Origin of the sequence: Bacillus sp. SIMBA_031 (assembly GCF_046535225.1) — a bacterium.
In the GTDB taxonomy this organism is placed as follows: domain Bacteria; phylum Bacillota; class Bacilli; order Bacillales; family Bacillaceae; genus Bacillus; species Bacillus velezensis.
Genome location: NZ_JAWRXC010000003.1, coordinates 166,976 through 187,939 on the forward strand (window position 1 = coordinate 166,976; position 20,964 = coordinate 187,939).

General features: G+C 47.0%; 25 protein-coding genes. 15 read left to right on the forward strand and 10 right to left on the reverse strand.

The window, feature by feature from the left end; translation table 11 throughout:
* Positions 1-65: 65 nt before the first annotated feature.
* The gene (gene cls, locus SB724_RS10775) at positions 66-1,514 is read right to left on the reverse strand and encodes a cardiolipin synthase (RefSeq protein ID WP_007407575.1); all 1,449 of its coding nucleotides are present in this window, start codon (positions 1,512-1,514) and stop codon (positions 66-68) included.
* Between the two features lie 220 nt (positions 1,515-1,734).
* Here cls and SB724_RS10780 point away from each other — a divergent pair, with 220 nt between their 5' ends.
* Complete coding sequence (locus SB724_RS10780; RefSeq protein WP_410571065.1) at positions 1,735-2,172, forward strand: DUF5392 family protein; 438 nt, start codon at positions 1,735-1,737, stop codon at positions 2,170-2,172.
* A gap of 18 nt (positions 2,173-2,190) precedes the next feature.
* Here the strand turns inward: SB724_RS10780 and SB724_RS10785 are convergent, their stop codons facing one another.
* The gene (locus SB724_RS10785; RefSeq protein ID WP_410571067.1) at positions 2,191-2,652 is read right to left on the reverse strand and encodes a DUF5362 family protein; all 462 of its coding nucleotides are present in this window, start codon (positions 2,650-2,652) and stop codon (positions 2,191-2,193) included.
* Positions 2,649-3,140 (reverse strand): GNAT family N-acetyltransferase, encoded by a 492-nt coding sequence (locus SB724_RS10790; protein WP_087920810.1) that lies wholly within the window; start codon positions 3,138-3,140, stop codon positions 2,649-2,651. The genes SB724_RS10785 and SB724_RS10790 overlap by 4 nt, the downstream gene beginning before the upstream one ends.
* 138 nt (positions 3,141-3,278) lie before the next feature.
* Here SB724_RS10790 and spoIIQ point away from each other — a divergent pair, with 138 nt between their 5' ends.
* A complete protein-coding gene (gene spoIIQ, locus SB724_RS10795; RefSeq protein ID WP_007614325.1) occupies positions 3,279-4,148 on the forward strand; it encodes a stage II sporulation protein SpoIIQ in 870 nt (289 codons plus the stop codon).
* Positions 4,149-4,239: 91 nt separating this feature from the next.
* Positions 4,240-4,662 (forward strand): VanZ family protein, encoded by a 423-nt coding sequence (locus tag SB724_RS10800; protein ID WP_015418403.1) that lies wholly within the window; start codon positions 4,240-4,242, stop codon positions 4,660-4,662.
* 17 nt (positions 4,663-4,679) lie between these two features.
* On the opposite strand, the gene SB724_RS10805 is transcribed toward SB724_RS10800, so the two are convergent.
* Positions 4,680-5,255, reverse strand: coding sequence for an undecaprenyl-diphosphatase (locus SB724_RS10805; protein ID WP_059367654.1), 576 nt, complete (start codon positions 5,253-5,255; stop codon positions 4,680-4,682).
* A 164-nt stretch (positions 5,256-5,419) separates the two neighbouring features.
* Between SB724_RS10805 and ftsW the strand changes: the two genes are divergently transcribed.
* A complete protein-coding gene (ftsW, locus tag SB724_RS10810) occupies positions 5,420-6,574 on the forward strand; it encodes a putative lipid II flippase FtsW (RefSeq protein ID WP_007407568.1) in 1,155 nt (384 codons plus the stop codon).
* Between the two features lie 55 nt (positions 6,575-6,629).
* On the opposite strand, the gene SB724_RS10815 is transcribed toward ftsW, so the two are convergent.
* Both SB724_RS10815 and SB724_RS10820 read right to left on the reverse strand, forming a co-directional pair.
* Positions 6,630-6,980, reverse strand: a complete 351-nt coding sequence (locus SB724_RS10815) for a P-II family nitrogen regulator (protein WP_003151222.1) — start codon at positions 6,978-6,980, stop codon at positions 6,630-6,632.
* 17 nt (positions 6,981-6,997) lie between these two features.
* A complete protein-coding gene (locus SB724_RS10820) occupies positions 6,998-8,209 on the reverse strand; it encodes an ammonium transporter (RefSeq protein ID WP_410563908.1) in 1,212 nt (403 codons plus the stop codon).
* A gap of 252 nt (positions 8,210-8,461) precedes the next feature.
* Here SB724_RS10820 and SB724_RS10825 point away from each other — a divergent pair, with 252 nt between their 5' ends.
* The 3 genes from SB724_RS10825 to SB724_RS10835 all read left to right on the forward strand — a co-directional run bounded on the left by SB724_RS10825 (position 8,462) and on the right by SB724_RS10835 (position 12,009).
* Positions 8,462-9,028, forward strand: coding sequence for an isochorismatase family protein (locus SB724_RS10825; RefSeq protein ID WP_003151227.1), 567 nt, complete (start codon positions 8,462-8,464; stop codon positions 9,026-9,028).
* On the forward strand, positions 9,025-10,389 hold the full coding sequence (locus SB724_RS10830) for an MFS transporter (RefSeq protein ID WP_014419079.1): 1,365 nt from the start codon (positions 9,025-9,027) through the stop codon (positions 10,387-10,389). The genes SB724_RS10825 and SB724_RS10830 overlap by 4 nt, the downstream gene beginning before the upstream one ends.
* 165 nt (positions 10,390-10,554) lie before the next feature.
* Positions 10,555-12,009, forward strand: coding sequence for an NCS1 family nucleobase:cation symporter-1 (locus SB724_RS10835; protein WP_410571071.1), 1,455 nt, complete (start codon positions 10,555-10,557; stop codon positions 12,007-12,009).
* Between the two features lie 34 nt (positions 12,010-12,043).
* Here SB724_RS10835 and SB724_RS10840 read toward each other — a convergent pair whose 3' ends face one another.
* The gene (locus SB724_RS10840; protein WP_410571073.1) at positions 12,044-13,240 is read right to left on the reverse strand and encodes an MFS transporter; all 1,197 of its coding nucleotides are present in this window, start codon (positions 13,238-13,240) and stop codon (positions 12,044-12,046) included.
* Positions 13,241-13,262: 22 nt separating this feature from the next.
* Positions 13,263-13,676 carry a MarR family winged helix-turn-helix transcriptional regulator gene (locus SB724_RS10845; protein ID WP_007407562.1) on the reverse strand — a complete coding sequence of 138 codons (414 nt, stop codon included), beginning with the start codon at positions 13,674-13,676 and terminating at the stop codon, positions 13,263-13,265.
* Positions 13,677-14,007: 331 nt separating this feature from the next.
* On the opposite strand from SB724_RS10845, the gene spoIIID reads away from it, so the two are divergent.
* From spoIIID to SB724_RS10865, 4 genes are all read left to right on the forward strand, one after another.
* Positions 14,008-14,289 (forward strand): sporulation transcriptional regulator SpoIIID, encoded by a 282-nt coding sequence (gene spoIIID / locus SB724_RS10850; RefSeq protein WP_003151236.1) that lies wholly within the window; start codon positions 14,008-14,010, stop codon positions 14,287-14,289.
* Between the two features lie 180 nt (positions 14,290-14,469).
* Positions 14,470-15,471: a cell shape-determining protein Mbl gene (mbl, locus tag SB724_RS10855; protein WP_003151237.1), complete on the forward strand. Its 1,002-nt coding sequence runs from the start codon at positions 14,470-14,472 to the stop codon at positions 15,469-15,471.
* A 159-nt stretch (positions 15,472-15,630) separates the two neighbouring features.
* The gene (gene flhO, locus SB724_RS10860) at positions 15,631-16,428 is read left to right on the forward strand and encodes a flagellar hook-basal body complex protein FlhO (protein WP_007614310.1); all 798 of its coding nucleotides are present in this window, start codon (positions 15,631-15,633) and stop codon (positions 16,426-16,428) included.
* 24 nt (positions 16,429-16,452) lie between these two features.
* Positions 16,453-17,274, forward strand: coding sequence for a flagellar hook-basal body protein (locus SB724_RS10865; protein ID WP_319466091.1), 822 nt, complete (start codon positions 16,453-16,455; stop codon positions 17,272-17,274).
* A 17-nt stretch (positions 17,275-17,291) separates the two neighbouring features.
* On the opposite strand, the gene SB724_RS10870 is transcribed toward SB724_RS10865, so the two are convergent.
* Positions 17,292-18,356: a tetratricopeptide repeat protein gene (locus SB724_RS10870; protein ID WP_007407559.1), complete on the reverse strand. Its 1,065-nt coding sequence runs from the start codon at positions 18,354-18,356 to the stop codon at positions 17,292-17,294.
* Positions 18,357-18,551: 195 nt separating this feature from the next.
* Here SB724_RS10870 and fabZ point away from each other — a divergent pair, with 195 nt between their 5' ends.
* Both fabZ and mscL read left to right on the forward strand, forming a co-directional pair.
* On the forward strand, positions 18,552-18,977 hold the full coding sequence (gene fabZ, locus SB724_RS10875) for a 3-hydroxyacyl-ACP dehydratase FabZ (protein WP_003151242.1): 426 nt from the start codon (positions 18,552-18,554) through the stop codon (positions 18,975-18,977).
* Positions 18,978-19,033: 56 nt separating this feature from the next.
* Positions 19,034-19,429 (forward strand): large conductance mechanosensitive channel protein MscL, encoded by a 396-nt coding sequence (mscL, locus tag SB724_RS10880; protein ID WP_003151243.1) that lies wholly within the window; start codon positions 19,034-19,036, stop codon positions 19,427-19,429.
* Between the two features lie 47 nt (positions 19,430-19,476).
* On the opposite strand, the gene SB724_RS10885 is transcribed toward mscL, so the two are convergent.
* Positions 19,477-19,887 carry a YwpF-like family protein gene (locus SB724_RS10885; RefSeq protein WP_044802928.1) on the reverse strand — a complete coding sequence of 137 codons (411 nt, stop codon included), beginning with the start codon at positions 19,885-19,887 and terminating at the stop codon, positions 19,477-19,479.
* 172 nt (positions 19,888-20,059) lie between these two features.
* Between SB724_RS10885 and SB724_RS10890 the strand changes: the two genes are divergently transcribed.
* Together SB724_RS10890 and SB724_RS10895 are read left to right on the forward strand one after the other, a co-directional pair.
* Positions 20,060-20,413, forward strand: coding sequence for a hypothetical protein (locus tag SB724_RS10890; RefSeq protein ID WP_003151247.1), 354 nt, complete (start codon positions 20,060-20,062; stop codon positions 20,411-20,413).
* 97 nt (positions 20,414-20,510) lie between these two features.
* Positions 20,511-20,852, forward strand: coding sequence for a single-stranded DNA-binding protein (locus SB724_RS10895; protein WP_007614303.1), 342 nt, complete (start codon positions 20,511-20,513; stop codon positions 20,850-20,852).
* Positions 20,853-20,964: the final 112 nt, after the last annotated feature.

Here is a 20,964-nt window from a genome sequence, read left to right on the forward strand (position 1 = left end):
AAAATGTGTTTTTTCGTGCCGTGTCCGTTTTTATATCAGAAAATTCCCGAGAAACACCCCGGGAATTACAAAATCGGCGAAAGAAGTCTTGAAATCGATTCTTTAATGCGGATCCGCAGCGAACGCTCCTGATATTCTTCATACGTATATTTTCTGGAGACGAGCAGATCTTCTTTAAATGAGGAAATGAGTTTTTTCGCGATGGTGACGTCATAAATAAAGGCGTTGACTTCAAAATTAAGTCTGAAGCTTCTGACGTCGATATTCGCCGTACCGACTGAAGCCGTCTCATCATCGACGACAATCGTTTTTGCATGAATAAAGCCATTATCATAAATGTAGACTGAGGCTCCGGCTTTCAAAAGGTCGCCGATGTAAGATAAAGTCGCCCAGTAAACGAAAGCGTGATCCGGCTTGTTCGGGATCATGATTTTGACGTCGATGCCTGACAGACAGGCGATCCTGAGGGCATCTAAAAGACTTGAGTCAGGAATAAAGTAAGGCGTCTGAATCAGGATCGACCGTTTGGCCGTTGAGATCATCTTGATATAGCCGTTTTTAATTTGTTCCCATTCTGAATCCGGTCCGCTCGTGACAATCTGCATCCCGACATTGCCCTTCGGCTCGCATTCCGGAAAATGATTCGGAACGTATGTGAGCGTATGATGATGGGAGGCTTGGTTCCAATCGAGGATAAACCGTGTCTGAATGGCGTGTACCGCCGTGCCTTGAAGCCTGAGGTGCGTATCGCGCCAGTAGCCGAATTTCGGATTCAGGCCGAGATATTCATCTCCGACGTTAAAGCCGCCGACATAGCCGGTTTCGCCGTCAATGATGACGAGCTTGCGGTGATTCCGATAATTGAGCCGCAAATTAATCGGACGAAGCCTGGAAGGAAAAAAGACTTCCACATGGCCGCCGGCGTCCCGCAGCGGTTTGAAGAATTTTTTTCTGAGTGATCTTGAACCGAGTTCATCATATAACACTCTGACTTTTACGCCTTCGCGTGCTTTTTTCACTAAGGCATCGCGCAATTTTTTTCCCAGTTCATCACCTTTATAAATATAGTATTGAAGGTGAATGTGATCTTTTGCGTTGGAAATGTCCTTCATTAAGCGTTTGAACTTATCGCGCCCGTCCGTCAGAATCTCCACCGAATTATCCTCTGTAAAGACTGCGTGGTTGTTCATGACAAGCATATAGATGAGGTCTTTATTATCCACAGTCGCTCTGTTGTTAAATTGGAATTGCCTCGACTTCAGATCTTTCAGCTGAGACTTCAGCAGCTTTTCAATCCCGATTTTTTTACGGTCTTCCCATTGAAACAGATGCTTGCGTCTCAGGTTATGGCCGAATAACAGGTATAAAATAAACCCTAAAATGGGAATAAAAAAAAGAACCAAGAGCCAAGCCCATGAAGCGCTGGCATCGCGTCTTTCTTTGAAAATCATGATGACGGCCAAAAGTATATTTAAAACGAAAAAAAATCCGAATAAAATAAATGAAATGCTCACTTTGCAACCCCGCTATATCATATTTATCAAGACTGTGCCCATTAGTATTCCGACAAGTGCAGCAATCTGATTCCCATTTCAAATTATAACATTGACATTTTGAAAGAATAAAGAGCCGGAATCAAAGATGAATGCAGTTTTCTTTCAAAGAAAGTTCCGGGTGCGTTAAAATATGCATATATGAAAAAGAAGACAAAAATGACAGCAAAGGGGAGAGGGCATGAAGCTGGAGCATGCGGAACAATTGCCGGGATTCATAAAAAAAGAAATTCAGAAAATACAAATCGCCATCGCACCGCTGATGAAAAAAAGCATCATTTACCGTTTTCTTGCTTTCCCGCTCGCCGCTTTTAGTCTGTTTCATCTGGCATCGCTTTTGATTCAGGCCCCTTCCGGGAGAGGAGCTCTCGTGTCGGCCGGCATTTTTGCACTCCTTGCGGCCTTGGGTCTTGCGTTGTTTAAGGAAGCCGGCTATCAGCGGAAACAGGTGCAAAAAACGATCCGCCTTTATATGCTGAACAGAATCAGAAAAAGCGATATTCTGTCCGAGGAACGGAAAAGCGCCTATACCCGGCTGATTGCCGAGGAGCCGTCTGCGATGAAGAGCTTTATTGAATTTTTAACGGAAGAAGACCGGAAAAAAGGAATGCTTTATTAAAAAAGAGCTGACGCGCGATCAGCTCTTTTTGTCATTCAACACCGGGTCGTTCTCATAGTAATATGAATCAGGCGTGTCATACGTATCAGTGCTGTGATAAGCGATAATTCCGATTACAGCGAAGATGACGACTAAAATAAAAGCGAGAATGCCCAATACCACACTGGATGCCGCATAAAAAAACTGCATTTTGATAAATGAGGCGTAATGTGCAAGCATACTTTCTTCCGCGTTTTCTTCTAGTCCTTCCTGAAGGGCGGCAGCCGCTTTTGCCGAGCGCATCAGCATGACGCCGGAAATGATGAGCAGGACCCCCGGAATGGCTCCAAGCAGCGTCGCAATGGCTGACAGAGCGGAAAGAGAGCCCGTGATGATCAGAAACACGGCGGTGATCTTTCCCCATTTGGCGATGTCGGCAAGGGAACGGGCTTTTTTATTGAGCGGCTGGTTTTCGTCTTTGTCTTTATCGATGGTGATCATGACAGTTCTCTCCCTAAAATGTTCAAGTCATATCGTTTTCCGTCCATTTCGGCGATACCCGGGAATACGCCCCATTCGGTAAAACCGAATTTTTCAAACAGCTTAATGCTCGGCACATTATGTCCGAAGATAAAAGCCATCAGGCTGCGGATGCCGATTGCCGGAGCGAGTGCCAGGGCTTCTTTCAGCAGAAAGCTTCCTGCTCCTTTGCCGCGGCAATCCTGATGCAGATAGATGCTGATCTCCGCCGTTTTGTCATAGGCCGGACGGCCGTAAAACGTTTCAAAGCTGATCCAGGCCGCCACTTTGCCGGTCTCATCTTCCGCGACCATCAGCGGGCGCCGGTCCGTGTGCCGCAAAAACCAATCCATCCGGTCTGCGGGCGTCACTTCTTCCGTATCAGCCGTTACCATTCGTGAGGCAATCGTCGAGTTGTATATGGCCACCACCGCATCTAAATCTTCCAATACGGCTTTGCGCAGGGTCAAATTCATATTCCGGGATCTCCCTTCACATTTCATTACATAAATAAGTGCAATCTGCACATACTATTTCCAAAAAAGTTTTTTATGGATGTGTATATATTTTCAGAAAAGTGTTCAGAATGTTGCTGAGGTGATGAACAAATGAGAGAGGAAGAAAAGAAAACTTCTCAAGTCAAAAAACTTCAGCGGTTTTTTCGCAAACGCTGGATATTCCCTGCAATCTACTTAGTCAGTGCGGCCGTCATTTTAACAGCTGTCCTTTGGTATCAATCCGTTTCGAATGATGTGAAGGACAATCTGACGAACAACGGCGGAAACTCCGCGTATGACAGCGGCAAAGACGATGCCGTCGAAGTAGGCAAGTCAATGGAAAACGTCGCAATGCCGGCTGCTCATTCTGAAAATGTTTCTGTTGTGAAAAAGTTTTATGAAACTGATGCCGCAAAAAAAGAGAAAGAAGCAGCACTTGTTAACTATAATAACACGTACAGCCTCAGTAAAGGAATTGACTTAGCTGAGAAAGACGGAAAATCATTTGATGTTTCTGCTTCTCTGAGCGGTACGGTTGTTAAAGCTGCTAAAGACCCGGTACTGGGGTATGTGGTTGAAATTGAACACTCAGACGGCCTGTCTACTGTCTATCAGTCTTTATCTGAAGTCAGCGTGGATCAGGGCGACAAAGTAAAGCAGAACCAGGTCATCGGTAAATCCGGAAAAAACCTTTACAGTGAAGAAAGCGGAAATCACGTGCACTTTGAAATCCGCAAGGACGGCGTAGCGATGAACCCGCTCAATTTTATGGACAAGCCGGTAACATCTATTGAAAAAGCGGCGGCTGAAGAGAAAAACGCTGTGACAGAAGAAACGGAAGGGGCAATTCAGCAGTCTTCCGAGAAAAAAGATGTGACGCCTAAAAAAGAAACCGAAGAAAAACCAGGCGACAAAGAGGACGGCACAAAAGACAAGACAGATGGTAAAGATGACGGCTCAATGAAAGATTCGGGCAAGTAATCTTGATCCCAAAGCGCCTATCAGCTCAGATAGGCGCTTTTCATATTGCCGCATGTGCCTTTATACTAGTAGAAAACGAAGGAGATGCTGAATGAATAAATGTCTGGCGGCCGGGTGGCTCGTCTTTGTTTTCGTTTCGGCTTTGACTGAAAGCTTTCACGATATGGTTGTGTCGCAGACGGTGTCCTTCCGTTTCACGCCCCATCCGGATGTGTCCGGTTTCTTTGTGTTCGATATGGCGGAGCTCGCCATACCGGAAGCGGCGATTCAAAAGCTCGGGCACGCATTTTCATTTTTTGTGCTCGCCTATTTGTTTTTCAGGGAGCGCAGGCGCATGAAGAGGGCGGTGCTGTATGCATTGGCCGCCGCTTTCCTGACAGAAATCGTCCAGCTCTTTTTCGGCAGAAACGGATGCCTCCGCGATGTGCTGATTGACAGTCTCGGCATTGCCGCATTCTGTGCTTTACAAAGGAAAAAGCACACAGCCAAACATACAAAAACCGGCAGTCTGTGACAGACGCCGGCTTTTTTTTATATATTATGGTTTGTCGATTTGCTTTTATGAACGATACTTTCATAGATTCGCACGATCAGATCGACAATCGGACGAAGCACATTTGAAAATCTGAACAGCAGGAATCCGACAATGAGGGAAACGATAATGCTTCCGAGCACATCGATCGGATAATGGTGGCCGACCCAAATTCTTGAGAAGCCGGTCAAAAGGCCGAAAATCACAAGCGGCCAGCCGAGTTTTTTGTTGCGGAACAGAATCGCAATTGAAATCGCCAAAGCGCCTGTCGTATGGTCACTCGGAAATGAAGCATCCGCGGCATGAGGGATCAGCGTATGAACCGTATGTTCGACAAAGGGGCGCGGCTCGATATAGACTTTCGTGATGAGGTAGTTGATGATAAGCGCTGCAACACCCGTGAAGCCCGCGTACAGGGCGTTTTGTCTGCCTTTTGTGCTTCCGAACAGCCACATGGCAAGCAGGAAAAGGGCGTAGGCGTAAATGGCGTATTCCGTTATAAATACCATGATAGAGTCGAGAATGGCGCTATGGTGCGACAAACCATTGATCGCTTTAAATAGTTCGTAATTCACAAATATCACCTTTTATCTTTATTTTATATGAACAGTGTAATGCTTTTTTCTATGAGACACAATTGGTATTAAAAATAATCATAAAAAAGTAAACAGAATGAAACGTGACTGTATTACTGTGCGTCAAGTATGCGGGAAAAGAATAGCCGAAGGAGTTTTGTCCGTTGCTGAAACGTTTGAAAAACGCCGATCTGCCGCTTGTGTTTGTCATTATGCTGCTTTGCGGATTCGGCTTGTTAATGGTGTACAGCGCCAGTGATGTGATGGGGTCTCAGCGGTACGGAGATCCATCCTATTTCTTCCATAAACAAAGTGCCTCTTTACTGATCGGATTATGCTTATTTCTATTTGCCGCCTGTCTGCCGTATAAGCGGTATGCGCGACTTGTACCGCTGTTTGTGGTCGGTTCGCTGGTATTGCTGCTGCTCGTATTGATACCGGGAATCGGGCTGGAGCGGAATTTTTCCCGCAGGTGGCTGGGAGCGGGCCCGCTTGTCGTACAGCCGTCTGAATTGGCGAAGATCGCCATGATTTTGTATTTCGCTTCGATTTATACGAAAAAGCAGCCGTACATTCATCAATTTGTGAAAGGGGTTCTGCCGCCTTTAGTGATTTTGGGGACCGCTTTTCTGCTGACATTGGCGGAGCCTGATTTAGGGACGGCTTCCTTAATCCTGGCGGCGTGCGGGTCGATTTTATTATGTGCCGGCTTGAAAAAGCGCCATCTGTTCGTGCTCGGCGCGACGGCGGTGTCGGGGGTTGTTTATCTCGCATTTTCCGCTTCCTATCGTGTGAAGCGCCTCGTTTCCTTTACCAATCCGTTTGGTGACGCGAACGGGGACGGCTATCAGCTGATTCAATCCTATTTTGCTATTTCCGGAGGCGGGTTTTTCGGAAGAGGGCTTGGAAACAGTGTTGAAAAAATGAACTATCTGCCTGAGGCGCATACCGATTTCATTATGGCCGTGATCAGCGAAGAGCTGGGGATATTCGGTGTTCTGATCGTTTTGGGATTATATTTTGCGTTAATGCTTCTCGGCGTCAAAACGGCCGTGCGGGCTGATGACCCGTTCGGGAAGCTTCTTGCCATCGGAATTACGTTTCAATTAATGTTTCAGGTTGTATTGAATTTGGGAGCGATGAGCGGACTTCTCCCGGTTACGGGTGTGCCGCTTCCGTTTATCAGCTACGGCGGTTCTTCATTGATTATGACGCTGTTTTTGTGCGGCATACTGGTCAATATCAGTACATATGCGAAAAAACAACCCGTACGGCATAAGCGGCCTGTCCCGCATGAAAAAAAGGTTTCTTCTTTTTAATGAAGTCCGAAAAAAAAAACGCCCGGGACATGCTGTCTCCGGGCGTTCTGCCTGTTTATAAAGCTCCTGGTCCTTCTTCTCCGGTGCGGATATTAATCGTGTTTCCGATTTCATAGACGAATATTTTGCCGTCTCCGGGCTCTCCCGTTTTCAGCACTTTTTTCGCCGTTTCCACGACTTGATCAACGGGAACCTTGCTGACAACGATTTCCACTTTCAGCCGTTCATACACATTGCTTTCAATTTTGACTCCGCGGTACAGTTCGGTGTGAGCTTTTTGAAGGCCGCAGCCGTGTACGTTGGAGAAGGTCAGCGATGTGACTCCGATTTTACCGAGTTCCTGTTTCAATGTTTCAAACTTAGCCGGACGCGTAACGATTTCTACCTTGAACATTTGACCGCTCATCTAAGCCACTCCTCACTTTATAAGTCCTGATATGCTTTTTCCCCGTGCATCGTTAAATCAAGCCCAAGTGACTCTTCTTCTTCACTGGCGCGAAGGGGAATGAACAGACCTACAATTTTAATGATAACGAAAGTGACAATAAATACAAATACATAGGTTGCCGCAATGGCCGCAATCTGCTTCCAGAGCAGTCCCGGATCGCCGTAAAACAGCCCGTTTGCCCCGCCGTCATTGACGGAAGTGGTGGCGAATAAACCGGTTGCGATGCCGCCCCATGTCCCGCCGATTCCATGCAGGCCGAAAGCGTCAAGCGCATCATCATAACCGAAAGTCTTTTTGAGCCAATACACGCCCCAGAAGCAGACAAGCCCGCCGATGAAACCGATTACGATGGAAGAGAACGGCGTAACGAACCCGGCAGCCGGCGTAATGGCGACAAGCCCGGCAATAGCGCCTGATACAGCACCCAGCATGGTCGGTTTTTTGTTCAGCATCCATTCGATTAAAATCCAGCCGATAATTCCGGCTGCAGCCGCGGTGTTTGTGTTAATGAAGGCAAACATCGCGATACTGTCAAGCGTGAGGGCGCTGCCAACATTGAAGCCGAACCATCCGAACCAAATGATCGCCCCGCCCAAGAACGTGTAAATTAAGTTGTGAGGCGAAGCCGCCGTGCCGTCCTTGCGTTTCCCGAGCACAATCGCCAGCACGAGCCCGGCGACCCCGGAAGAAATGTGGACGACGTTTCCGCCTGCGAAGTCAAGAGCGCCCATTTGGCCGATCCAGCCGCCGCCCCATACCCAGTGCGCAACGGGGGTATATACGAGGGAAGCCCACAAAAAGGAAAATACAAGAAAAGCACTGAATCTCATGCGTTCAGCAAATGCTCCGGAAATAATGGCCGTTGTCAGTACGGCAAACGTCATTTGGAACATCATGAACAAGGAATGCGGGATCGTATCACTGTAGCTTCCGGGTTCAAAGCCGACCCCCTTCAGCCCCGCCCATTCAATCCCGCCAAGCCATGTATTCCCGGGGGCAAAAGCAAGTGAATATCCGTACAAAACCCAAACGACGGATACGATGGCGAGAGAAGAAAAACTATGCATCGCCGTGCTGAGCACGTTTTTGCTTTTTACCATTCCGCCGTAAAACAAAGCCAGCCCGGGGGTCATCAGCCACACGAGTAAAGCGCAAAAGAACATAAATACTGTATCGCCCATCTGCATGTTGTATTCCTCCGTCTCATTCAGAATGTAATTGTGATTAATTCATTATTATAGAGAAAAAAGAACGATAAAACATTTTCGTGTAAGTTTATCTGACATGGTTTTTTGCGTTCATAATACTGTTTTTTCAAATGGGTGCCGTGCGACTTTATATCCATAAAAAGAGTGCCGGAGCACGGCGGAAGAAATCCTGTCCGGGAAAGAGTAAAATAAACGGGGTGAGAAACACTAACTGCATCAGGAGGAATCATTATGACAACATCATTAAACCTGCAATTTGAAAAAACGGCTTTGGTCCTTATTGATTTACAAAAAGGCATTGTGCCGATGGATAAAAGTGGTACCGTTGTGCCGAACGCGAAAAAATTAATTGATGTGTTCCGGGAAAAAGGCGGATTTATCAGCTTTGTGAACGTGGATTTTCATGACGGAGCGGATGCGCTGAAGCCGCTGACGGATGAAGAGGCGGCGGGCCATTCGGCTCCGCCGGCGGATTGGGCTGAATTTGTGCCTGAAATCGGAGTGAAAGAAAACGATTATACGGTAACAAAACGGCAGTGGGGCGCGTTTTTCGGCACGGACCTGGACCTTCAGCTCAGAAGACGGGGAATCGACACAATTGTGTTATGCGGGATTGCGACAAACATCGGTGTGGAAAGCACGGCGCGGGAAGCTTTTCAGCTCGGGTATCAGCAAGTTTTCGTAACTGACGCGATGGCGACATTCAGCGATGAACAGCACGAAGCGACACTCAAGTTTATCTTCCCGAAAATCGGCAGAAGCCGGACGACGGAAGAATTTATCGCACAGACAAAATGACAATCTCCAAAAAAAGCCGCGTCCTGTTTTTGACGGCCGTGGCTTCGGGGACGATGCTGAACCCATTGAACTCGTCGATGATTTCTCTTGCGCTTCACAGTATTCAGCATGAATTTCACCTGTCGTTTACAACGGTGTCCTGGCTGATATCGTCCTTTTACCTTGCCAGCGCGGTGGCGCAGCCTGTTACCGGGAAGCTCGGTGATATGCTCGGCAGGAAGAAGCTGTTTTTGATCGGGCTTCTGCTTGTTGCCGTCTCGGCGGTCGGCGCGCCGTTTGCGCCGACTTTCATGACTTTGCTGATCATGCGGCTTTTTCAATCGATCGGTAGCAGCGCGATATATCCGTCCGGCGTCGGATTGATCCGTTCAAATATACGGGAGAAGCAGGCTTCGGCGCTGGCCGTCCTGTCAATCTTTGCATCAGCCATGACGGCGCTCGGTCCGACTCTCGGCGGTTTTCTGATCGTTTGGGGAGGGTGGCCGGCGATCTTTTTCGTCAATCTGCCGTTTATCATTCTCAGCTTTTTTCTCGGAATGTATATGTTTCCGAAAGATGAAAAACGCGAGATCGGCGGCTTGAAAGGCGTGCTCCGCCAGCTTGATACGATCGGGATACTCCTGTTTGCCGGAGCGATTATCCTTCTCCTGTCGTTTTTATTGTCCTTCAGTACGAAGCCTCACTATACAGAAGGCGTATTCGGGCTTTTGTTTGTCGGGCTCTTTATCTGGCGCGAGCTGAAAACAGAGAAGCCGTTTATTGATGTCAGGCTGTTTAAAACGCATCGGAAACTATCGTCGGTGTATATTCAATTTATTTTGCTGAATATATTCTTTTACTGCATCTTTTTCGGGCTTCCGAGCTATTTTCAGGATGAAATGCATTTGTCCGTTCAGACAAGCGGATTGATTATGCTGTTTATGTCGGGCATGAGTATTCTGGTGTCGCCTCTGACCGGAAAATGGATAGATAAGAAAGGGCTCCTTCAGCCGATTGTTGCCGGAACCTGCCTGACCGCGATCGGGGCGGTGCTGTTAACGTTTTTCTTTCTTCAGGCGCCCATGATAGGAAAAGGGCTGATCCTGTCCGTGCTGGGTGTCGGCTACGGCTTCGGAAATGTCACGTTTCAGGCGGCCATGCTGAAAACGAGCCCCGCCGACATGGTCGGAACAACGTCCGGCCTGTTTCAGACCTGCCGGTATCTCGGTTCGATTTTGTCTTCTGTCATTTTGGGCATTCTTTTCGGAAAAGAAATTACCGCCGGCCATTTTCATATGCTCGGCACGATTCTTATCGTTGTCGGCGCCGTAAGCCTTTTGATGGCGTTCCGGTTTTCGGTTCTCCTCAAAAAAGCCTCTTAACAGGCGCACAAAAAAGAGACGGGCTCTCCCCGTCTCTTTTTTTTTGTGTAATGTGCTCAAAAATCAAAACGATTATTGTCGACAGCGACCAATGTTATTTACGGAATTTTCAGTTATATTTTTTCACATGTGATGTAAGGAAAATGTACATGCGGGAGGGAGAAAATGAAAAAAACAACGAGTGATCGGCTGAGCAACAAAGATTTACTGCCTTTAGAAGACGGAGAACGGACATGGAAAGCGGTGAATTTTGCATCCATCTGGATGGGCTGTATTCATAATATCCCGACCTATGCGACTGTGGGCGGGCTCATTGCGATCGGCCTTTCTCCGTGGCAGGTGCTTGCCATTATCGTGACGGCGTCACTCATTTTGTTCGCCGCTTTGGCCTTGAACGGCCATGCCGGAACGAAATACGGCCTGCCTTTTCCGGTCATTATCAGGGCTTCTTACGGAATATACGGCGCTAACATTCCGGCGCTTCTCAGGGCGTTTACAGCCATCATGTGGCTCGGAATTCAAACATTTGCCGGGAGCACGGCTTTACACATTCTGCTTTTGAACATATGGCCGGGCTGGGGGAGTCTCGGCGGAGATTGGAATATATTCGGGCTTCATCTGCCGGGCTTTCTGTCGTTCATTTTCTTTTGGGGCATTCATCTGCTTGTGCTGCGGCACGGCATGGAATCAATCAAAAAATTTGAAGTGTGGGCGGGTCCGCTTGTTTATCTCGTCTTCGGCGGCATGGTCTGGTGGGCGATAGATATTGCCGGCGGGCTCGGACCGATTTACTCACAGCCGGGAAAGTTCCATACCTTTTCTGAAACGTTTTGGCCGTTTGCAGCAGGGGTGACGGGCATTATCGGGATATGGGCGACATTGATTCTGAATATTCCTGACTTCACCCGGTTCGCCGCGTCGCAAAAAGAACAGATTCGCGGCCAGTTTTACGGCCTGCCGGGAACGTTTGCGCTGTTTGCGTTTGCGAGCATTACAGTGACATCCGGATCACAGGTAGCATTCGGAGAACCGATTTGGGATGTGGTGGAGATTTTGGCCCGGTTTGATAATCCTTTTGTTATCGCTCTTTCGGTCATCACGCTTTGCATCGCCGCCGTCTCGGTTAACGTGGCGGCAAACATCGTGTCACCGGCCTATGACTTGGCAAATATCCTGCCGAAGTATATTACATTCAGGAGGGGAGGGTATTTGACCGCCGTTTTGGCCCTGTTCACAATACCGTGGAAGCTGATGGAGAGCGCCACGAATGTTTATGCGTTTCTCGGGCTCATCGGCGGGATGCTCGGACCGGTGGCCGGGGTGATGATGGCTGATTATTTTATCATCAGAAAAAGGCAGCTCTCAGTTGAAGACCTTTATTCGGAAACCGGACAGTACACTTATTACAAAGGCTATAATTACCGGGCCTTTGCCGCGACTTTTCTCGGCGCGTTTATATCTTTAATCGGGATGTACGTCCCGGCGTTCGCCGGCATCTATGATATCTCCTGGTTTGCGGGTGTCATTTTGTCATGTCTCGGTTATACGGCGCTTATGTACATTCATCCTCCTTATGCAAAAGCGGAGAGACGAATCGCGCGGGAAAGAGCGGCCGAATAAAAAAAGCCGGGGCTGCCCCCGGCTTTTTGTCATATCAGTCTGCGATTGAAACGTTTCCGTCCGCTTCAAGCGGCGTTCTTTTTTTCTGGCTCCAGCCATACAGGAGTAAAGCAATCAGGACGAACAGCCCCGCGGCCAGATAAATCGAATGGAATCCGGCCGAAGCGACGAAGAGGCCGAATACATAGGACCCGCCGGCAATCCCGCTGTCAAAGAAAGTGAAGAAGGTAGCCGTCGCAAAGCCTGAACGGTGTCCGGGCGAGTTCTGAATCGCCAGCGTCTGCATACACGGTACGATAGAGCCGTATCCGAGACCGATTACGGCACCGGACAAGAGAAGCATGAGGGCGCTGTTTGTCATCGCCAGCATGCAAAGCCCCGCGGAGAACATGATAATCGACGGATAGATGACGATTCCCGGTCCCACTCTGTCAAACAGCTTTCCTGTGAAAGGACGGGCGGCCATCATCGTTACGGCGAAACAGACGAAGAAATAGCCGCTGACATCCAACAGGTGGATCGTCTTTGCATAAACGGATAAATATGAAGTCACACTTGAATAACAGAAAGAAATGGACAACCCGACAATCGCGATTTTAAGCGCGCCTTTTTCAAACATGTCGGAGAAAGAAAAACGGAAGACAGTCGTTCCGCTGTTGTTTTGATCCGGCACACGAATCATAAAAGCAATCAGCAAGCCTAAAGAAACAAATACGGCAAAAATCGTAAAGAAAACCGGGAACGATATGACTTTCACAAGGCTCAGCCCGAGAAACGGACCGATCGCCATGGCAAGGTTCATAGACATCGCGAAATAACCGAGCCCCTCGCCGCGCCGCTTGGCGGGAATAATGTCAGCGGCAATTGCGCCCGTGACCGTCGTTAAAATGCTGAACCAGATGCCTTGGAAAAAACGCAGTCCGAGCAGCAGATAGAAATTGTGTATCGGCAAATACAGATAAGAAGACAGGGCGAACAGCGCCAGAGATACAATCGTCATTCTTTTCTTGCCGAACCGTTCAATAATCGCCCCTGAAAAAGGACGGGTGATAATAGCAGATAACAGGAACAGGCTGATCAAAAGCCCTCCCTGCGATTCACTGCCGCCAAGCTCCTGAATCATATAGATAGGCAGCACGGCCAAAAATGTATAAAAGAACACAAAGACAAATAAATTCACGAGTACGACCATAATAAAATCTTTGGTCCAGATCGAGTCAGATTTACTCAAAAGTACAGCACTTCCCTTTTTATTATTTCGTTAAAAACACATTCAGAAACTCAGAAAAAGCTTCCTTATCTCCATCCTGGAAATCCGCAAGCATGTCTTCCTCGAACTTCAGCATCTCTTGATTGATGCTGTCGTATTTCAATTCAGCTTCCTTCGTCAGGACGACGAGCTTTTCCCGCTTGTCTTCTCCCTGTTCCCGCTGAATCCAGCCGTTTTCTTCAAGGCGTTTGATCGTTCTGGTAACGGTCGGCGCCTCAACGTTCAGATAGGACCAGATTTCTTTTTGGGTCATCGGTCCGATCGTTTTTAAGCAATATAGGATTGACCATTGAGAGGAGTACAGGCCGAATGGTTCCAGCCGTTCATTGGCTTTCTTCGTAATCAGGCGGGCGCATTGATTGATTTGATGAATGAGGCGTCTGTTGACGTGGATCATTTCCGTTCTCCTTTTCAAAAAACTTACCTAAGTAACTAATTGTGCTGTTTCATTCTACAGCAGGATCGCGCGGATGTAAACCCCTCGATCAAAAAGCAGAAAATTATGACCCGCCCCTTGTCCTTATTGAGTTTTTAGCATATTCCCAATTCATTGCTAATACACTGTTACAAACCTATCAAAGAGAGTGTTTGAGGTGAGGGATCGTGGGCATATTTCTAAAACCTTCTTATATAATCGGACAACGAAGAAGCTGCATCATCAGTGAATCTGTTACAGAATACGGATCTCATTTCACACTTCTCACATCCAACTGGGGAGGTCGAGTGGTGTGCACGATTACATCAAAGAGCGAACAATCAAGATTGGTAAGTATATCGTGGAGACGAAAAAAACCGTTCGTGTCATTGCGAAAGAGTTTGGTGTTTCCAAAAGTACCGTACACAAAGATCTGACAGAGCGCCTGCCTGAAATTAATCCTGACTTGGCGAATGAAGTAAAAGAAATACTCGATTATCATAAATCCATCAGACATTTAAGAGGGGGAGAGGCGACGAAATTAAAGTACAAGAAGGATGAAATTCTTGAAGGGGAGCCCGTTCAGCAGCCGTAGCGCCTGACGTCTGCCGGGCCCTTTTTTCTCCTCCCGGGCGGTTTCGCGAATATCCGCAAAATTTTGTCAAGAACTTATATCGTTCAGCAGCTTTTTTTTGATAAATTATGATAATATATATAATTAGGGCACAATGTGGATATTTTACTGTGAAACAGATATCAAGGAGGATATAAATAGATGTTTGCAAGGGATATTGGAATTGACCTCGGTACTGCAAATGTACTGATCCATGTAAAAGGAAAAGGAATTGTTCTGAATGAGCCTTCCGTTGTGGCACTTGATAAAAACAGCGGCAAAGTGCTGGCTGTCGGTGAAGAAGCCAGACGGATGGTTGGACGTACACCTGGGAATATTGTTGCGATCCGTCCGCTGAAAGACGGCGTAATCGCAGACTTCGAAGTAACAGAAGCCATGCTGAAACATTTCATTAATAAGCTGAATGTAAAAGGACTTTTCTCAAAACCGCGCATGCTGATCTGCTGCCCGACGAATATTACATCCGTTGAGCAAAAAGCGATTAAAGAAGCAGCTGAAAAAAGCGGCGGAAAGCATGTGTACCTTGAAGAAGAACCAAAAGTCGCCGCTATCGGCGCGGGTATGGAAATCTTCCAGCCGAGCGGTAACATGGTTGTTGACATCGGAGGCGGTACGACAGATATCGCAGTTATTTCTATGGGCGATATTGTCACCTCCTCTTCTATTAAGATGGCTGGGGACAAGTTTGACATGGAAATCTTAAATTATATCAAACGCGAGTATAAGCTGCTGATCGGTGAACGTACCGCTGAAGATATTAAGGTGAAGGTCGCAACGGTTTTCCCAGACGCACGTCATGAAGAAATCACCATCCGCGGCCGTGACATGGTTTCCGGTCTGCCGAGAACGATTACAGTAAACAGCAAAGAAGTAGAAGAAGCCCTTCGTGAATCAGTTGCCGTCATTGTGCAGGCCGCCAAGCAGGTTCTTGAAAGAACACCGCCTGAATTGTCCGCTGACATCATCGACCGCGGCGTTATCATTACCGGCGGGGGAGCGCTGTTAAACGGGCTTGACCAGCTTCTTGCCGAAGAGCTGAGGGTGCCTGTTCTTGTCGCTGAGAACCCGATGGATTGTGTTGCGGTCGGAACCGGCGTCATGCTGGATAACATGGACAAGCTTCCAAAACGCAAACTGAGCTGATGATAAAACCTCATTCTGAAAAAGAATGGGGTTTTTTTCTGTAAAACCCTTCACGAACGGGAATGTAAATCCGATAATAAGAAAAAATGCTGATTTTCATTATAGAACAAATGTTCCGGTGAGGCAACTGGAAATAATGCTATTTCAGAGGTGGAAGACTTGTTAAAAGGATTATATACCGCAACGTCCGCAATGATTACACAGCAGAGAAGAACGGAAATGCTGTCAAACAACATCGCAAACGCGAATACATCAGGGTACAAAGAGGATCAAGGTTCAATCCGCGCCTTTCCCGAGATGCTTCTGAGCCGAATAGAAGGCGATAAAAAAACGAAAATCGGTTCTGTCAACACAGGCGTATACATGCAGGAGCTGAAACCGTTGTTTACGCAGGGAAGCCTGAAAACGACCGATCAGCCGACGGATATCGCACTGATGGAGAATCAGGTTCCCAAGAATGCCGAAACGAATGAAAACGCCGAGCTGTTTTATCCCGTGCAGACCGCAGGCGGCGTCCGCTATTCAAAAAGCAGCACTTTCTCATTAAATGAAAACAATCAGCTTACGATAAACGGAAACCTTGTGTTATCAACAAACGGACAGCCGATTACAGTCGACAATGAAAAATTCACCGTATCAGAAAACGGAACGGTCACGACAAACGGCCGGCCGGCGGGGCAGATTGATATCAGAATGGAAGAAGACGTGCGCAATCTGAAACGGGACGGCAATGACCTATACAGCACGGCCGACGGCTCTGAACTGCCGAGCGCGGCGGCGAATCCCCAAGTCTCGTATTCATTAAAGCAAGGCGTCTCGGAGCTTTCGAACGTGGACGTGACGAGCACGTATACAGAAATGACGGAAGCATACAGATCATTTGAAGCCAATCAAAAAGTCATTCAGGCTTACGATAAAAGCATGGATAAAGCCGCAAATGAAATCGGCAAAGTGTAACAAAATGGGGGACATTCAATTATGATGCTCAGATCAATGCTGACGGCTTCAACAGCCTTAAATCAGCTTCAGCAGCAGATGGATACAGTCAGCAGCAACCTTTCAAACAGTGATACGACAGGCTATAAAGCGAGGGACTCCCGCTTTTCCGAGCTGATCAGACAGCAGTATGACCATATAGATGACAAAAAGGAAAATTCGCCGAACATGCGGAAAACGCCGCCCGGCCTGCGTCTCGGCGCCGGAACGGTCATGACTCCGCAGCTGGACTCAGGGCAGGGAAGCATCAAAAAAACCGACCGTGACCTTGATATCGCGTTCACATCACCTTATCAATATCTTCAGGCAGAAGCGGACGGACGGCGGGTGTATACAAGGGACGGCTCACTTTCCCTCAAGCCGGCCGGCGGAAATGACCGGCTGCTTCAGCTGATGACAGCGGGAGGCAATCCCATTCTCGATGAGAACGGTCAGCCCATACAAATTGACAGTTCGCTGACTCAGCTGAAAATCGGCAAAACCGGAACGCTGACTGCTTCAGACCAGGCGGGAACCCGTTCGCAGACGTTTAATCTCGGCATCGTCAATGTCAATAATCCGCAGGCGCTTCATGCGGAAGGGGATAATCTGTTTTCCGTAAACGGCGCGGGGGCTTCAGCGATTGAAGAACTTACCGGCGCAAACCGGCAGGCAATCGGCATGGAGCAGGGCGCGCTTGAAGGTTCAAATGTCGATATGTCAAAAGAAATGACCGACTTAATCGTGTCTCAGCGTTCCTATCAGCTGAACAGCCGCACGATTACATTGGGAGACCAAATGCTGGGCTTAATCAACTCAGTCAGATAAAAGAAGGGGCGTTTTGATCAGCCGCGCATGATAAAAAATGCGGCTTTCTCAAAATCGCCCTTTTTTTTGTAGTAATCAGTAATATCCTGAAGCAGCACTTCCAAATCCACCCACGCTTCAATTTTCTGCAGCTCCAGCACAAGCTTCTGCAATCGGTCGTACGGGTCCTCCTGAGCGGTGTACAGTATGTTGAGCGCGGTCAGCTTCAATTTCATAATCTTGTTCTGCACTTTTTCAGATATGTATAAACCTTTCTGCAGCACGGTTTGTCCTTCGGCGGCAGATCCGGTTTTAAAAAGTGCTCTGACCGCTTCGTATACACAATGCAGGTAGGAAACGGGAGACTCTTTCTCGAAACGCTGATTGCCCAATACCTTTTTGTAAAAAGGAAGGGCCTCTTTATCTTTTTTCTGGGCGGTCTTTAAAAAACCAAAATTATAATAGGCGTGGCACAGCAGGTTATTGTCATTGATCCGGTCCGTTATCTTTATGGATTCATTAAAGAGCTGTTCTGCGTCGTCATAGCGTGCCTCGTCTATATAATTCACGGCGAGAAGCAGCCGGCAGCTGAGCGTTTTTTTGATGTAGCCGGCTTCATCTTGATAGATTTCCAGCGCTTTATTGACATATTGAATGGAGAGCGCAGGCGACTTCATCATGTAATATGCACCCGCTGTTTTATAATAAAATTCAGCGGCTTCGAAACGGTCCTGAATGGCCGGCAGGTACTGTTCAGCTTCTTTAAAGCGGCAGACAGCACGGTTCGGAGCGCCATTTACCATATGGAATAACCCTTTGAAAAAATAGAAATAATAAGTTAATTCATGATCCATCTCATCTTTGCGCCGCTTCAGCTCGCAGAACAGCTTATTCAGACCGTCTTTTTTCTCAAACAGCAGCTGAAACCGTGCGAAAAACAGCTGATATCTGAGTTTGAGCTTTGCATTCTTTTGTAATTTGGGGAGATGCTGATTGATTTGTTCGTGAAGGGAACGGGCTAGATCGAATTGGCGTTTTCCCATGGCGTCATACCACTCATTCAGCATCACCAGCGTACGTTTTTCAGTAAACTTAGCAATCATCTTCCAACCTCTTTGCATAGGGTAAAAATCTTTATTTATCATAACACATTAATGGACGAGGCTCATTGCCAGCTGGTTACAGTTTACAGCGCGGTTGAAAAAGAAATTGATTCATAATATACTTCCAAATGTACAGATTGGTTGCCACATATACCTTCTATACATACTATTGTCGATGAAGGAGATGTCAAGAGAATGCTTGATACTCAGCAAATTAAAGAAATTATTCCCCATCGCTATCCGTTTCTTCTGGTAGACAGAATTACGGAAGTCGAAGAAGGAAAACGGGCGGCGGGATATAAAAATGTGACGGCGAATGAAGATTTTTTCAACGGCCATTTTCCTGAATACCCTGTTATGCCGGGCGTATTAATCGTAGAGGCTTTGGCGCAGGTCGGAGCGGTTGCGATGCTGATTAAAGAAGAAAACCGGGGCAGACTCGCATTTTTTGCGGGGATTGATAACTGCCGTTTCAAAAAGCAGGTAAAACCGGGTGACAAGCTGGAGCTTGAGGTTGATATTACCCGCGCGCGCGGTACGATCGGACGCGGCAAAGGCGTTGCCAAAGTTGACGGCGAGCTCGTGTGTGAAGCTGAATTAACTTTTGCGCTCGGAGAATAAAAACAAACAAATGGGCTTATAAAAAAGCCCATTTTGTATAGAAAGGGGTGAATGTAATGTGGTCAGAATTTAAAAGCTTTGCGATGCGGGGCAATATCATGGATCTGGCAATCGGTGTCGTCATCGGCGGCGCTTTCGGCAAAATCGTGACGTCGCTCGTTGAAGATATCATCATGCCGCTTGTCGGCCTGCTTCTTGGCGGTCTTGACTTTTCAGGGCTGGCCGTGACATTCGGCGATGCTCATATCAAGTACGGAAGCTTCATTCAAACGATTGTGAACTTCTTTATTATTTCATTTTCTATTTTTATCGTGATCCGCACAATAGGCAAGCTGAGACGTAAAAAAGAAGCAGAAGAAGAGGCTGAAGAAGCCGAGGAAACAGATCAGCAGACAGAACTGCTGACTGAAATCAGAGATCTGCTGAAACAGCGGGCTCCTCACAATGACTAGGGCACAAAAAAAGGCTGGATGATTAACGTCCGGCCTTTTTCATATGATTATAATTTTTGTTTAAACGCTTCAATCAGCCGGCTGCCCGAGTAGCCTTCTTTCACGAGCGACTCCAGAATGCTTTCTGATCCGGGGTGATTTCTTGACACCATTTGACCGTAAATTAAAACTTGTATACTTCTTTCCAACTGGACAATATTTTTGATGCTTCCCGTCAGCTGGGCGGGGCGGTTGCTTTTTTTCGTAATCGTTACAAACACCTTCGCTTCTTTCTGGCTTTTCATCAGCATGTCAAAAAAAGACAAGTGTTCGGCCGGGACCAGTGCTTCAATTAACCAATGATTTTCTCCGTCCTCTTTGTTAATAATCAATCCGTCTAAAAGGGGAAACTGTTCAATCGGCTGATCGTCTTTATCTAAACGTTCCACATTCAGATCAACCAGTTTAAAGGTTTTCATCTCTTATTTTCACCCCTGTTGTCCATGTTTTTCGTTCATTCATTATAACACATATCATTTTTCCCGGGAAAATGCTGTAAGACATGCTTCATCATTTTTGTAGGCGGTCAACATTTAATCATTTCTATTTTTTCATTATAATGTAAAAGAATATGGTCATGGAGAGATGCTTATGAATCAATTGCGCCTGAAGGAAATCTATATAGAAGACGGTTCAAGGCGAAAAGACGATCATTCCTACTTGGTATGCAAAAAGGAAGATTGTGAGGTGCATCTTAACAGAAGAGGAAATGTCGTCTTTTTATATGAAACAAAAGACCGCATGGAACAGTATAAAATTCAGCTTTCACTGACTGATAAAAAGCTGAGTTTTTACTGGTTCGCATGGGATGGCGGAAAGTTTGTCCGCATGTTTGAGAAAGACTGGCTCAAAACGAAACTTTTCTCACGGCTGCTCAAAAATACATATTACATAAGCGGTCAAAAACAAAAGTTTTTTTTATCAGAAAGAAAAACGAAAACATAAGAGCAGCCTGAACGGATAACGGTTTTATCCGCTTTTTGCTTTCACGAGCCCTTGTACTACAATGAAGCCAGCCTCGAAAAAGAGAGGAGGATACGGCTTGTTTAACCACGTTATGCTTGTCGGCCGGCTGACGAAAGACCCGGAGCTCCGTTTTACATCAGCGGGCATTCCCGTCGCGCATATTACGTTGGCGGTAAACCGCAATTTTAAAAGCGCGTCGGGTGAAACCGGAACCGACTTCGTCAACTGCACCATCTGGAGAAAAAACGCTGAAAACACGGCATTGTACTGCCAAAAAGGGTCAATGGTCGGTGTGAGCGGCAGAATCCAGACGAGAAGCTATGAAAAGACAGACGGCGTAAAAGTTTATGTGACCGAGGTCATGGCTGATACCGTTCGGTTTATGGATCAAAAACAGAAAGAGCCGCTGGCTGAATAGCATTCTTTTTTCCTCGATTTCCCGCCTTTCAGCGGGCCCCGCAATACCTCCTTCCCACTCGCCAGTCGAAAGACTGGTTTTTTTGTGCAGGAGCTGAAAAATGGTTAAAAAG

Bases quoted from the DNA above. Each gene is read 5' to 3' on its own strand.
- SB724_RS10865 (WP_319466091.1), top strand. From the start codon at position 16,453: ATGCTCAGATCAATGCTGACGGCTTCAACAGCCTTAAATCAGCTTCAG.
- SB724_RS10890 (WP_003151247.1), top strand. From the start codon at position 20,060: ATGAATCAATTGCGCCTGAAGGAAATCTATATAGAAGACGGTTCAAGG.
- SB724_RS10820 (WP_410563908.1), bottom strand. From the start codon at position 8,209: ATGCAGATGGGCGATACAGTATTTATGTTCTTTTGCGCTTTACTCGTG.
- SB724_RS10845 (WP_007407562.1), bottom strand. From the start codon at position 13,676: ATGATCCACGTCAACAGACGCCTCATTCATCAAATCAATCAATGCGCC.
- mbl (WP_003151237.1), top strand. From the start codon at position 14,470: ATGTTTGCAAGGGATATTGGAATTGACCTCGGTACTGCAAATGTACTG.
- SB724_RS10815 (WP_003151222.1), bottom strand. From the start codon at position 6,980: ATGAGCGGTCAAATGTTCAAGGTAGAAATCGTTACGCGTCCGGCTAAG.
- SB724_RS10870 (WP_007407559.1), bottom strand. From the start codon at position 18,356: ATGATTGCTAAGTTTACTGAAAAACGTACGCTGGTGATGCTGAATGAG.
- SB724_RS10780 (WP_410571065.1), top strand. From the start codon at position 1,735: ATGAAGCTGGAGCATGCGGAACAATTGCCGGGATTCATAAAAAAAGAA.
- SB724_RS10825 (WP_003151227.1), top strand. From the start codon at position 8,462: ATGACAACATCATTAAACCTGCAATTTGAAAAAACGGCTTTGGTCCTT.
- SB724_RS10785 (WP_410571067.1), bottom strand. From the start codon at position 2,652: ATGATCACCATCGATAAAGACAAAGACGAAAACCAGCCGCTCAATAAA.
- SB724_RS10885 (WP_044802928.1), bottom strand. From the start codon at position 19,887: ATGAAAACCTTTAAACTGGTTGATCTGAATGTGGAACGTTTAGATAAA.
- SB724_RS10835 (WP_410571071.1), top strand. From the start codon at position 10,555: ATGAAAAAAACAACGAGTGATCGGCTGAGCAACAAAGATTTACTGCCT.
- mscL (WP_003151243.1), top strand. From the start codon at position 19,034: ATGTGGTCAGAATTTAAAAGCTTTGCGATGCGGGGCAATATCATGGAT.
- fabZ (WP_003151242.1), top strand. From the start codon at position 18,552: ATGCTTGATACTCAGCAAATTAAAGAAATTATTCCCCATCGCTATCCG.
- SB724_RS10800 (WP_015418403.1), top strand. From the start codon at position 4,240: ATGAATAAATGTCTGGCGGCCGGGTGGCTCGTCTTTGTTTTCGTTTCG.
- spoIIQ (WP_007614325.1), top strand. From the start codon at position 3,279: ATGAGAGAGGAAGAAAAGAAAACTTCTCAAGTCAAAAAACTTCAGCGG.
- SB724_RS10830 (WP_014419079.1), top strand. From the start codon at position 9,025: ATGACAATCTCCAAAAAAAGCCGCGTCCTGTTTTTGACGGCCGTGGCT.